Consider the following 12,386-nt stretch of genomic DNA (forward strand, 5'->3'; position numbering starts at 1 on the left):
CCTGTTCAATTGCCATGACTACCGAATTCGAGGGCACCCCGCGCACGTACGACGTGCGCACGTACGGCTGCCAGATGAACGTGCACGACAGCGAGCGCATCTCCGGTCTGATGGAGGATGCGGGCTACGTGCGTGCCGCCGATCCGGACGCGGCCGACGTCGTGGTCTTCAACACCTGCGCGGTGCGCGAGAACGCCGACAACCGCCTCTACGGCAACCTCGGCCACCTGCGCCCCACCAAGCTCAAGCACCCCGGCATGCAGATCGCCGTCGGTGGCTGCCTTGCGCAGAAGGACCGCGGCGACATCGTCAAGAAGGCGCCCTGGGTCGACGTGGTCTTCGGCACCCACAACATCGGCTCGCTGCCCGCACTGCTCGAGCGCGCCCGGCACAACGAGGAGGCCGAGGTCGAGATCCTCGAGTCGCTCGAGGTGTTCCCGTCGACGCTGCCGAGCAAGCGCGAGTCGACCTACGCCGGCTGGGTGTCGATCTCGGTCGGCTGCAACAACACCTGCACGTTCTGCATCGTCCCGGCGCTGCGCGGCAAGGAGAAGGACCGTCGCCCCGGCGAGATCCTGGCCGAGGTCAGGGCCCTGGTGGCCGAGGGCGTCCTCGAGGTGACACTGCTCGGGCAGAACGTCAACTCGTACGGCGTCGAGTTCGGCGACCGGCTCGCCTTCGGCAAGCTCCTGCGGGCCGCCGGCGAGGTCGAGGGTCTTGAGCGGGTGCGCTTCACCAGCCCGCACCCGAAGGACTTCACCGACGACGTGATCGCCGCGATGGCCGAGACGCCGAACGTGTGCCACTCGCTGCACATGCCGCTGCAGTCCGGCTCCGACCGGGTGCTCAAGGCGATGCGCCGCAGCTACCGCCAGGAGAAATATCTCGGGATCATCGACCAGGTCCGGGCCGCCATGCCCGACGCGGCGATCACCACCGACATCATCGTCGGCTTCCCCGGCGAGACCGAGGAAGACTTCGAGCAAACCCTTGCGGTCGTACGCGAGGCCCGCTTCTCCAGCGCGTTCACCTTCCAATACTCGATCCGCCCCGGCACGCCCGCGGCGACCATGGCCGACCAGATCCCCAAGGCGGTCGTCCAGGACCGCTACAACCGGTTGATCGCCGAGCTGGAGGCGATCACCTGGGCCGAGAACAAAAAGCTGGTGGGCGAGAAGGTCGAGGTCCTGGTGGCCGTCGGCGAGGGGCGCAAGGACGAGCGCACCGGCCGGCTGAGCGGCCGCGCCCGGGACGGCCGCCTGGTCCATTTCGCGACCGGCGACCTGGCCCCGCGCCCCGGCGACATCGTCGAGACGGTGGTCACCTACGCGGCACCGCACCACCTCAACGCCGACGGCAGCCCGCTGTCGCACCGCCGCACCCGGGCCGGCGACGCCTACGAGGCCGGCCGGGTGCCGCGCCTCAAGGGTGTCTCGCTCGGCCTGCCCACGGTCGGGGTGCCCGCCCCGCTGCCCGCCACCACCGGGGGCTGCGCGCTCTGAGCCGCCGCCCGCAGGTGGCTCAGCAGGGCCGCGGTCGCGGGTGGGTCCGGGGGCTCGCCGTGCACGGCGGCCACCACCCGGCGCGAGGAGGCGGGTAGCGGCATCGTGCGTACCCGCGGATCTTGGTGTGCCGTCAGGGCCAGCGCCGGGAGCGTGGTCACGCCGAGACCGGCCGCCACGAGGCGCTGCACGGCCACGTAGTCGTCGGTCGTGTAGCGAATGTCCGGCACGAAGCCCTCGGCCGCCGCCGCCCGCAGCAACTGCCCGCGGCAGCGCTCGCAGCCGCCGATCCACGGCCGGTCCCGGTGGTCGGCGAGCCGGTCCCCGGGCCACTCCGGCGGCGTGACCAGGTACAACGGTTCGTCCAGCAGCACCTCGTGGCGCAGCCCCGCCAGATCGGGCGTCGGTTCGTCCGGGTGCGTGAACAGCAACACCACCTCGACCTCGCCACTGCGCAACAGGCGTACCCCCTCGGGCGGCTCGGCCTCCCGGAAGCGCAGGTCGACCTCGGGGTGGGCGGCCGCGAAGCCGGCCGCCGCGAGCGGCACGAAGGTGCCGAGAGCCGACGGGAACGCCGCCAGCCGCACCCGCCCGCGGCGCAGCCCGTCGTAGGCCGCCAGCTCCTCCTCGGCCGCGTCGAGCCGCCCCAGGATCTCCTCCGCGCGGGCCGCCAGCATCCGCCCGGCCTCGGTCAGCCGGATGCCGCGCCCGGCCCGCTGCACGAGCCGGCTGCCCGTCTCGGCCTCCAGCCGTTGCAGGTGATGGCTCACCGACGGCTGGGCATAGTGCAGCGCCTGGGCCGCCGCGGTGACCGACCCGTGCCGGGCGACCGCGGCCAGCACCCGCAGCCGGGTGACGTCGAGCATCGCCCGAACCTATCAGTATCGTTGATAGGTTTCCGGAGACATTGCCATTGGACCTATGTGCCACGGGCCCTCGATGATCGGCGGCATGGAGCTCACCATCGACGACGTGCGCGCGGCCCGCGAGGTCGTCCGTCGCCACCTGCCGCCCACCCCGATGTGGTCGTACCCGGTCCTGAACGCGACGGCCGGCGCGACTGTCCTGGTCAAGCACGAGAACACCCAGCCCACCGGCGCCTTCAAGGTCCGTGGCGGGCTGGTGCTGATCGCCGCCCTGGACGGCCGCCCCACGGTCACCTACTCGACCGGCAACCACGCCCAGTCGATGGCGTACGCGAGCCACGTCGCCGGCGCCGAGTGCACGGTCGTGATGCCGGTCGGCGCCAACCCGGCCAAGGTCGCCGCCGTCCAGGCCTGGGGCGCCGAGGTGATCCTGACCGGCGCGAGCCTCGCCGACTGCGAGCGACACGCCACCGCGCTGGCCGCCTCGACCGGCGCCGCCCTGGTCAGCCCCGGCGACACCCCGTCGCTGATCGCCGGCGTGGGCACCCTCTACCTGGAGATCCTGGAGGCCCGCCCCGACCTGGACGCGATCGTCGTACCGGTCGGCAGCGGCTCGGGCGCCGCGGCCGCGACGATCGTGGCCCGCGCCCTGGCCCCGGACTGCGCCGTCATCGCCGTCCAGTCGACCGCGTCCCCGGCGGCCCACCACGCGTGGCGCTCCGGCACCCGCTCGACCCGCCCCAACCGCACCCGCGTCGAGGGACTGGCAACGGGCCGCTCGTACGACCTGCCCCAGCGCCACCTGAGCGCGTCGCTGACCGACTTCCTGCTGGTCACCGACGACCGGATAGCCGAGGCCCAGCGTCTGCTGGCAACCCAGGCCCACACCCTCGCCGAGGGCGCCGGCGCCGCCCCGCTGGCCGCCCTCCTGGCCAACCCTGACCGCTTCGCGGGCCGCGACATCGCCATCGTCTGCACGGGCGGCAACGCCTCCCCGCAGGAGCTGGCCATGGTGGGCGGCTGTTAGACGTGCACCACGGCAATCCGCTGACTCTTGGGCCGGTCCGGCTCCTCCACCAGCCTGCCCAGGTCGTCCGGGTCGCTCGTCAACAGCACGACCGGGCGAGCCAGCTCCCGTGCCGTCGCGGCTACCATCGCGTCGATGGCGTATCGATGCCCGGACAACCCGGTCGCGCCGAGCAACTCCCCGGCACGGCGGCCCAGTTCGGCGCTCACCGGCAGCACCGTGATGCGCGACAGCACCCGGTGCACGGGTGCGTCCCGGGGCCCGCCGCGGAGCACCTCCGTCAGGGTGGCGGCACTGACCACCACCCGAGCGCCACGCTCAACCGCACTCAGCAGATAGGCGCGCGCCCTTTGGTCGCCGGCCGCAAGCTTGACCAGACCCTCGCTGTCCAGGACGAGGGAGCCGCCGGCGCCTAATGCTCGTCGGGCCACGAAGTCTTCGCCTCGGCCAGTGCGTCTTCGGCGACCGGGCCGTGCTCCGCCTCCAGAATCTCGGCAAGCTCCTCGACGAGGTCGAGCTCGAGCCGGCGGGCGACCGCCTCGGTCACGTACTGACTGAACTCGCCGGGTCCCACCCGCTGTTGCACCGCGGCGGTGAGGTCCTCGGGCATCGACACGCTGACCTTGCGAGCCTTGCCGACCAGCCGAAGGCCCTCGGCCGGCCGGCCGGCCAGGAGTCTCTCGATGGCGGCACGCTCGGCGGCCGAAATCTCGCCACCACGAGTCGGCGGCAACGGCTCAGCAGTCACGCAACCATGCTACCGCTGGTAGTAAGGATCCCGCGACCAAGTCTTGGTCAGTTGGCCTGCTCGGCGAGGGCGAGGAACTGCTTCTTCGAGGAGAGCGCCTGCTCCGCCTCCTTGATCCGCCGGGAGTCGCCGGCGGCCTGGGCGCGGGCCAGTTTCTCCTCCGCCTCGGCCACCTGCTCGCGCATCTGCTGCAGCAGCGGGTTGTCCTGCGGGGTGGTCTTGCGCCACGCCGAGTCCATCGCGACCCGGATGCGCTCCTCCGCGGCCCGCCAGCGGCGGTCCAGCGAGGCGGCCGTCTCGCGCGGCACGCGGCCGGCGTCGTGCCAGGCGGCCTGGGCGTCGCGCAGCTTGTTCTGGGCGGCGCGCGGGTCGGCGTCGACGTCCACGGCCTCCAGGTCGGTCAGGATCGCCTGCTTCTTCTCGAGGTTGCCCTTGTACTCGGCGTCACGGGCGGAGAAGACCTCGCTACGCCGGGTGAAGAAGCTGTCCTGGGCGGCCCGGAACCGCTCCCAGAGGCGCTGCTCGGCCTCCTTCGCGGCGCGCGGCGCGGCTTTCCACTCGGTCATGAGCTCCTTGAGCCGGTTCGCCGTGGTCGACCACTCGGTCGACTCGGCGAGGCTCTCGGCCTCCTTGACCAGCTCCTCCTTGGCCGTCTGCGCCTGCTTGCGCTGGCCGTCGAGGGCGGCGAAGTGGGCGCCGCGACGGCGGGTGAAGCCGTCCCGGGCGGCGGCGAAGCGCTTCCACAGCTCGCCGTCGGTCTTCTTGTCGACGCCGCGGATCGTCTTCCACTCGTCGAGGATCTCCTTGAGGCGGTCGCCGGCGGTCTTCCAGCCGGTGGCGTCGGCGGCGATCGCCTCCGCCTCCTCGACCAGGGCGGTCTTGCGGGCCAGCGCCTCGCCGCGGGCGGCCTCGCGGGCCGCGCGGGCCTCGCCGGCCTTCTCGTCGGCGACGCCGGCCAGCCGGTCGAGCCGGGCCGCGAGGCCGTCGATGTCGCCGACCACGTGCGCCTCATCGAGCTGGGTGCGCAGCCGCTTCACGGTGGCCAGCGCGTGCGGCGCGTCCGCGGCGCCGGACTTGAGGCGTGCCTCGACCAGGTCGACCTCGGTGACCAGATCGGCGAATCGCCGGGCGAAGTGGGCCAGTCCCTCTTCGGGGGTGCCCGCCTGCCAGGAGCCGACCACGCGATCGCCCTCCGCGGTCTTCACGTACACGGTGCCGTCGGCATCCACGCGCCCGAAGGCCGTCCAGTCGTTCATAACCCGTCCCTCAAGTCTCCCGGTAGTCGCGACCCGGAAGGGCCGGCGACCGCCGCCACAGCGCAGCCGAACACCGAAGCTCTCATCGGCATTCTTTCTCGCGCATTGTCACAGGTCCAACCCGGTTATGGGGAAGCGCCCACCGATGACCGTGACATAACAGTGTCCTACGGTTGCTCCGTGCCGTTCGAATTGGTCCCCCGTGTCGTCACTGTCGTGGGGCCGACCGCGGCGGGCAAGTCGTCGCTGAGCATCGCTCTCGCCCACGCGCTGGGCGGTGAGGTGGTGAATGCCGACTCGATGCAGCTCTATCGGGGGATGGACATCGGCACCGCCAAACTGACCGTCGAGGAGCGCGAGGGTGTGCCGCACCACCTGCTCGACATCTGGGACGTGACGGTCCCGGCGGCGGTGGCGGAATATCAGGCGCTGGCCCGCGCGGCGATCGACGACATCCTGGCCCGGGGGCGGGTGCCGCTGCTGGTCGGCGGCTCGGGCCTGTACATCCGGGCGGTGCTCGAGGAGTTCGAGTTTCCCGGCACGGATCCGGAGGTGCGGGCGCGGCTCGAGGCGGAACTGGCGGCGAACGGTCCGGCGCCGCTGTTCGAGCGCCTGACGCACTGGGATCCGGTCGCCGCCGCGACCATTCTTCCCTCCAACGGGCGGCGGATCGTGCGCGCCCTGGAGGTGATCGAGCTGACCGGCAAGCCGTTCACCGCGACGCTGCCGCAGCCGATCCCGCACTACCCGTCGCTGCAGATCGGCGTCGACCGGGCGACCGAGGTCCTGGACGAGCGGATCGCCCGGCGGGTGGAAACGATGTGGGCCGCGGGGCTGGTGGCCGAGGTGCGCGGGTTGCTTCCGGCGGGCTTGCGGGACGGGCGTACGGCGAGCCGCGCGCTCGGCTACCAGCAGGCGCTGGCCCAGCTCGACGGCGAGCTCACCGAGGCGGAGGCGAAGGCCGCCACGGTTCAGGGCACCCGCCGCTTCGTGCGCCGGCAGCGGTCCTGGTTCAAGCGCGATCCGGCGATCCACTGGCTGGACGGGGCGTCGGACACACTCGTGGCGGACGCTCTCGCGCTTGCGGGATAATCACGGTGCTTTTTCCTCAACGAACCCGCGGCGGAAACCTCAGATGATTTTTACCAAAGGCCACGGCGCCGGCAACGACTTCGTCATCGTCCCCGACCCGGACGGCGCTCTGCTGCTGACTCCCGAGCGGGTCGCGCGGCTGTGCGACCGCCGTTTCGGCATCGGCGCGGACGGGGTGCTGCGGGTCGTGCGCGCCGCGAAGGACGAGGACGGCGCCGCTTTCGCCGCGGACGCCGAGTGGTTCATGGATTACCGCAACAGCGACGGCTCGGTCGCCGAGATGTGCGGCAACGGCGTGCGCGTCTTCGCGCGGTACCTGATGGCGAGCGGGCTCGCCAAACCCGGCCCGGCGGGCTTGCCGATCGCGACGCGAGCCGGCGTCGTGGTCGCGCTCGTCGAGGGCGACGAGATCAGGGTGCACATGCCAACCCCGCGGGTGTACGCGGCGAGCACCGCGACCGTGGGCCCGCTGACCTTCCCGGGCATGGTCGTGGACTGCGGCAACCCGCATCTGGTCTGCGGGCTGCACGACGGTCTGGAGCTCTCGTCGCTGGACCTGTCGGAGCAGCCCGACTTCGACCCGGCGCTGTTCCCCGCGGGGGTGAACGTCGAGTTCGTGGTCATGGCCGCGCCGATCGACGGCGTCGACCTGCACGTCGGGATGCGGGTCTACGAGCGCGGCTCGGGCGAGACGCTGGCCTGCGGCTCGGGCGCGCTCGCGGTCGGCGCGTCGGCCCTGCGCGACGCGGGCCTGGCGGCCGGCGTGGTGGCGGTCGACCTGCCCGGCGGGCGCCTGACCGTGACGCACGACGAGGCCGGCCGCTGGTGGCTGGCCGGCCCCGCGGTCCTGGTGGCCAACGGCGAGGTCCTCGACTGACGCGTGTCCGAGCGCCCGTCCCGACTCGTACCCGAAATGTGCTTTTAGAAGGTTTCCTCCGGTGCCCCGGCCAGGTCGGCCTCCGGCATGGCGGCCGGGTTGTGCGGGGTCGGCGTGCCGCGGACGACCGTGCGGATGGCGGCGGCGACGGCCGGCGTGACCCTGGGGTCGAAGACGCTGGGGATGATGACCGTCGGGTTGATCTTGTCGTCGCCGACGACGTCCGCGATGGCGCGCGCGGCGGCCAGCGCCATCTCCTCGGTGAACTCCTCGGCGCTGGCGTCCAGCATGCCGCGGAAGACGCCGGGGAAGGCCAGCACGTTGTTGATCTGGTTGGGCTGGTCGGAGCGGCCGGTGGCGACGACGGCGGCGTGCTTGCGGGCCTCCCGGGGGTCGACCTCGGGGTCCGGGTTGGCCAGTGCGAAGACGATCGCGCGGTCCGCCATCTTCGCGATGTCGTCGCCGGTGAGCAGGTTGGGCGCGCTCACCCCGATGAAGACGTCCGCGCCGGCGATCGCGCCCGCCAGGTCGCCCGCGTAGTTGGACCGGTTGGTGTTCTCCGCCAGCCAGTGCCAGGTCGGCGTGAGGTCCGGCATGCCGCGGTGCAGCGCGCCCTTCCGGTCGTACGCGATGATGTCGCCCACGCCCTGCCGGAGCAGCAGCTTCATGATCGCCGTACCGGCCGCCCCGGCGCCGGACACGACCACGCGCACGTCCTCGAGGTGCTTGCCGACCACCCGCAGCGCGTTGGTGAGCGCGGCCAGCACGCAGATCGCGGTGCCGTGCTGATCGTCGTGGAAGACCGGGATGTCCAGCTGCGCGCGCAGCCGCTCCTCGATCTCGAAGCAGCGCGGCGCGGCGATGTCCTCGAGGTTGATCCCGCCGTACGCGGGCGCGATCGCCTTGACGATCTTGACGATCTCGTCGGTGTCCTGGGTGTCGAGCACCACCGGCCACGCGTCCACCCCGCCGAAGCGCTTGAACAGCGCCGCCTTGCCCTCCATCACCGGCATCGCCGCGGCCGGCCCGATGTTGCCCAGGCCGAGCACCGCCGAGCCGTCGCTGACCACCGCGACCGTGTTGCGCTTGATGGTGAGCCGCCGGGCGTCGGCCGGGTTCTCGGCGATCGCCATGCAGACCCGGGCCACGCCGGGGGTGTACGCCCGGGACAACTCGTCACGGTTGCGCAGCGCGACCTTCGAGCTCACCTCGATCTTGCCGCCGAGGTGCAGCAGGAACGTACGGTCGGAGACCTTCCGGACATCGACGCCGTCCAGCTCCTCCAGCGTCTTGACGACCTGGTCGGCGTGGCTGGAGTCGGCCGTGTCGCAGGTCAGGTCGACCAGCACGCTGGCCGGGTCGGAGTCGACGACGTCGAGTGCCGTCACGATCGCCCCGGCCTCCCCGACGCAGGTCGTGAGGCGGCCGATCGACGAGGCGTCCGCGGTAACGGCGATGCGGATCGTGATCGAGAATCCTGCGCTGGGCAGGCGGGTGGTCACCACGGTGTGTCCTCCGGCGTCGACGGGTGATACCCCGCATTGTTGCTCTTCCGGAATACCCGCTTCCAATCCGGTGGTTACCCCTGAGTCAGACACTTGTCTTCAACCTGCGGCCTGGTTATGTGGATGCGCCTACCAGCGCAACGTGCCACCATCGGGCCGAGGAGGTCACTTTTTTGCGAAACACTTACCAGGCTCCCGTCCTCGACGAGCTCGAGGCGGACCCCACGACCGGCGAGCTCGAGCTCGAGGAGCGGCATTCGCTGCGACGCGTCGCCGGGCTCTCCACCGAGCTCACCGACATCACCGAGGTCGAGTATCGGCAGCTCCGGCTCGAGCGGGTGGTCCTGGTCGGGGTCTGGACCGAGGGCACCATCGCGGACGCGGAGAACTCGCTGACCGAGCTGGCCGCACTCGCCGAGACCGCCGGTTCGCAGGTGCTCGAGGGGCTCATCCAGCGCCGTGGCCGGCCCGACGCGGCCACCTTCATCGGCCGGGGCAAGGTCGACGAGCTGCGCGACGTGGTGCTCTCGACCGGCGCCGACACGGTGATCTGCGACGGCGAGCTGTCCCCGTCCCAGCTGCGCAACCTCGAGCAGCAGACCAAGGTCAAGGTCGTCGACCGTACGGCGCTGATCCTCGACATCTTCGCCCAGCACGCGAAGAGCAAAGAGGGCAAGGCGCAGGTCGAGCTGGCCCAGCTGCAATACCTCTTGCCGCGTCTGCGCGGTTGGGGCGAGACGCTCTCCCGCCAGTCCGGTGGCTCCGGTCGCGGTGGCGGCGCGGGCGGCGGCGTGGGTCTGCGCGGTCCCGGTGAGACCAAGCTCGAGACCGACCGCCGGCGGATCAACCAGCGCATCGCCCGCCTCCGGCGGGAGATCAAGGCCATGCGGACCGTACGCCAGACCAAGCGCGCGCGCCGGCATGCCAGCGGCGTCCCGGCGGTGGCCATCGCCGGCTACACGAACGCCGGCAAGTCCAGCCTGCTCAACCGCCTCACGCAGGCCGGCGTGCTGGTGGAGAACGCGCTGTTCGCCACCCTCGACCCGACCACCCGGCGCACCGCCGCCGAGGACGGCCGGGTGTTCACCCTCTCCGACACGGTCGGCTTCGTCCGGCACCTGCCGCACCACATCGTCGAGGCGTTCCGCTCGACGCTCGAGGAGGTGGCGGAGGCCGACCTGGTCGTGCACGTGGTCGACGGCGCGCACCCCGACCCGGAGGGTCAGGTCAGCGCCGTGCGCGAGGTGCTGGGCGAGGTGGGCGCCGACCGGATCCCCGAGCTGCTGGTGATCAACAAGGTGGACGCCGCCGACGAGGAGAGCCTGCTGCGGCTCAAGCGCACCTGGCCGGATGCGGTGTTCGTCTCGGCGCACAGCGGCGTCGGGATCGGCGAGCTGCACGCGGCGATCGCGCAGCGGCTGCCGCGCCCGGCCGTCGACCTGCGGGTCATCCTTCCGTATGACCGAGGTGACCTGGTCGCCCGAATTCACCGGTCCGGTCAGGTGCTCAACACCCGCTACACGGACGACGGCACCGAGTTGCAGGTTCGGGTGAACGAGCAGCTCGCTGCCGAGCTGGAGTCGTTTCGCGACGGAGAGTTGATGCGCTGACCAGCGCTGATCCATGCGTCACACCGGGACGCGACGCCGCATGCGACACTGATCGGATGCGGCGTCTCGTCTTTCCGGTCATCGCGGCCGTCGGCCTGGTGATGGTCGGTCCGTCCAGCGCGTTCGCGGACGACCCGGCACCGACCGTCAGCGTCCCCGCGACGCCGGGCAAGAAGCTGTGCAAGGTGACCGACACTCAGCTCGACGAGCTGTCCGGCATGGTGGCGACCGCGAACGGCTTTGTCGTGATCGACGACGGGTCGAACGAGTCCGCCCACAAGAAGGTCTTCTTCCTCGACACCAAGTGCCAGGTGAAAAACCGGGTGCCGTACAGCGGCGCCGGGCCCCGCGACACCGAGGACATGATCCTCTCGCCGGACAAGAAGACGCTGTGGATCGCCGACATCGGCGACAACGACTACAACAAGGACGACGGCCGGCGCGGCCGGGTCGCCGTGTGGAAGATGCCGCTCGACGGCTCCAAGCGGCCGACGCTCTACCGGCTGCAGTACCCGGAGGGCGACTTTCACGACGCCGAGGCGCTGCTGCTCACCGGCAACAACACCCCGCTGATCGTGACCAAGGAGATCGACCGCCCGGCCGGCCTGTACGAGCCCGCGAGCGCCCTGGTGGCCGGCAGCGAGCAGGGTGTCCCGCTGAAGAAGGTGGGGACGCTGACCGTCTCGGCGACCGAGACCCCCGCGAACCCGCTCGGCCGGATCGGCAACAAGACCATCGTCGGCGGTGCCATCGCCCCCGGCGGCGGCAAGGTCGTGCTGCGCACCTACACCGACGCGCTGGAGTGGGACGTCAGCGGCGGCGACGTGCTCGCCGCCCTCAAGAACAAGCCGCGGACGACCGGCCTGCCGAACGAGACGCAGGGCGAGGCGATCACCTACAGCGCCGACGGCAAGTACTTCTACACCGTGTCCGACATGTCCGGTAACCACGACGCGGCGAACTACATCCTCCAGTACACGCCGGCCACCACGATCGGGACCGAGAAGAAGGCCTCGGGCTCGTCCGCCGGTGCCGGCAAGGCCTGGTACGCCGACCTCACGGTCAACAACATCATGTACACGGTCGGCGCGGTCGGCCTGCTCGGCCTGCTGCTGGTCGGCGCCGGGGTGCTCGGCATCGTCCGGCACCGCCGCCGGCTCGCCGACCTGCCCCCGTCGGTCGAGCTGGACAGCCCGGCCGGCGACCCGGAGACCGAGCTCATCGGCGTCGGCGGCGCGCAGCAGGGCGGCGTCTACGGCGGCGCCCGGTCCGGTTCGGCCGCCGGCGTCTACGGCGGCCCGGGCGCTTCCGGCCAGCGTGGCGGCCCGGTCTACGGCAGCGGCGGTCCGCAGTACGGCCGCCCGCAGCCGGGCGGCCAGCGTGTGCCGGGCGGGGGCCAGCGCGGTCCGGGTGGTGGCCAGGGCGGCGCGGGTGGTGGCCAGGGCGGCCCGGGCGGTGGCCAGGGCGGCCAGGGCGGTGGCCAGGGCCGGCCGTCGCAGGTGCCGCGCCCGCAACAGCCCGGCGTGTATGGCGGTCAGGGCGGCAGCGGTCAGCAGTTCGGCCAGCCGCGCGGGCCGCAGCAGGGCCAGCGGCCGCAGCGGCCGGCCGGTCCGCCGCCGGGTGGCGGTCAGCAGCCTCGCCCGCAGCAGGGCCAGCGCCCGCCGCAGGGTAGTGGGCGGCCGTCGGGCACCTACGGTCAGCCGGGCGGCCGCGGCGACGGCTACGCCGACCGCGACGGTCGCTTCGACGGCCCGAGCTACCGCCGCTGACCCTCCCTCGAGCTGAGCGAGGAACCACAGCCGGCGCTGGGCGAACGACCCGGGAGCAGAGCGTCTCCGGGCCGGTGGCGCGAGCATGTCGACCAGGCGGCCGGCGGCCCCGGAAGCGCGGGCGGCCCCACGAG

The 12,386-nt window shown here is 72.0% G+C and carries 11 protein-coding genes; 6 read left to right on the forward strand and 5 right to left on the reverse strand.

Translation table 11 applies throughout. The features are described from left to right. The first annotated feature begins 14 nt into the window (after positions 1–14). Positions 15–1,502 carry a tRNA (N6-isopentenyl adenosine(37)-C2)-methylthiotransferase MiaB gene (gene miaB / locus ODJ79_RS40345; RefSeq protein ID WP_263028985.1) on the forward strand — a complete coding sequence of 496 codons (1,488 nt, stop codon included), beginning with the start codon at positions 15–17 and terminating at the stop codon, positions 1,500–1,502. On the opposite strand, the gene ODJ79_RS40350 is transcribed toward miaB, so the two are convergent. After that, positions 1,397–2,368, reverse strand: coding sequence for a LysR family transcriptional regulator (locus ODJ79_RS40350; RefSeq protein WP_263028986.1), 972 nt, complete (start codon positions 2,366–2,368; stop codon positions 1,397–1,399). The genes miaB and ODJ79_RS40350 overlap by 106 nt on opposite strands. 85 nt (positions 2,369–2,453) lie before the next feature. Here ODJ79_RS40350 and ODJ79_RS40355 point away from each other — a divergent pair, with 85 nt between their 5' ends. Then, positions 2,454–3,395 (forward strand): threonine/serine dehydratase, encoded by a 942-nt coding sequence (locus ODJ79_RS40355; protein ID WP_263028987.1) that lies wholly within the window; start codon positions 2,454–2,456, stop codon positions 3,393–3,395. Here the strand turns inward: ODJ79_RS40355 and ODJ79_RS40360 are convergent. Genes ODJ79_RS40360 through ODJ79_RS40370 form a run of 3 tightly spaced genes read right to left on the reverse strand, consistent with a single transcriptional unit; the run spans position 3,392 to position 5,399 of the window. Beyond that, positions 3,392–3,826, reverse strand: a complete 435-nt coding sequence (locus ODJ79_RS40360; RefSeq protein ID WP_263028988.1) for a type II toxin-antitoxin system VapC family toxin — start codon at positions 3,824–3,826, stop codon at positions 3,392–3,394. The two genes, ODJ79_RS40355 and ODJ79_RS40360, sit on opposite strands and share 4 nt — an antisense overlap. After that, complete coding sequence (locus tag ODJ79_RS40365; protein WP_263028989.1) at positions 3,808–4,143, reverse strand: hypothetical protein; 336 nt, start codon at positions 4,141–4,143, stop codon at positions 3,808–3,810. Before ODJ79_RS40365 ends, ODJ79_RS40360 begins: the two co-directional genes overlap by 19 nt. Positions 4,144–4,190: 47 nt before the next feature. Next, positions 4,191–5,399, reverse strand: a complete 1,209-nt coding sequence (locus ODJ79_RS40370; protein WP_263028990.1) for a DUF349 domain-containing protein — start codon at positions 5,397–5,399, stop codon at positions 4,191–4,193. 180 nt (positions 5,400–5,579) lie between these two features. Here ODJ79_RS40370 and miaA point away from each other — a divergent pair, with 180 nt between their 5' ends. Next, a complete protein-coding gene (miaA, locus tag ODJ79_RS40375) occupies positions 5,580–6,491 on the forward strand; it encodes a tRNA (adenosine(37)-N6)-dimethylallyltransferase MiaA (RefSeq protein WP_263028991.1) in 912 nt (303 codons plus the stop codon). Positions 6,492–6,534: 43 nt separating this feature from the next. After that, positions 6,535–7,368, forward strand: coding sequence for a diaminopimelate epimerase (dapF, locus tag ODJ79_RS40380; protein ID WP_263028992.1), 834 nt, complete (start codon positions 6,535–6,537; stop codon positions 7,366–7,368). Between the two features lie 44 nt (positions 7,369–7,412). Here the strand turns inward: dapF and ODJ79_RS40385 are convergent, their stop codons facing one another. Further along, positions 7,413–8,873 (reverse strand): NAD-dependent malic enzyme, encoded by a 1,461-nt coding sequence (locus ODJ79_RS40385; RefSeq protein ID WP_263028993.1) that lies wholly within the window; start codon positions 8,871–8,873, stop codon positions 7,413–7,415. A 173-nt stretch (positions 8,874–9,046) separates the two neighbouring features. On the opposite strand from ODJ79_RS40385, the gene hflX reads away from it, so the two are divergent. Beyond that, the gene (gene hflX / locus ODJ79_RS40390; protein ID WP_263028994.1) at positions 9,047–10,483 is read left to right on the forward strand and encodes a GTPase HflX; all 1,437 of its coding nucleotides are present in this window, start codon (positions 9,047–9,049) and stop codon (positions 10,481–10,483) included. A gap of 56 nt (positions 10,484–10,539) precedes the next feature. Next, positions 10,540–12,252, forward strand: a complete 1,713-nt coding sequence (locus ODJ79_RS40395) for a hypothetical protein (protein ID WP_263028995.1) — start codon at positions 10,540–10,542, stop codon at positions 12,250–12,252. Positions 12,253–12,386: the final 134 nt, after the last annotated feature.

Source organism: Actinoplanes sp. KI2 (genome assembly GCF_025630775.1).
GTDB lineage: Bacteria > Actinomycetota > Actinomycetes > Mycobacteriales > Micromonosporaceae > Actinoplanes.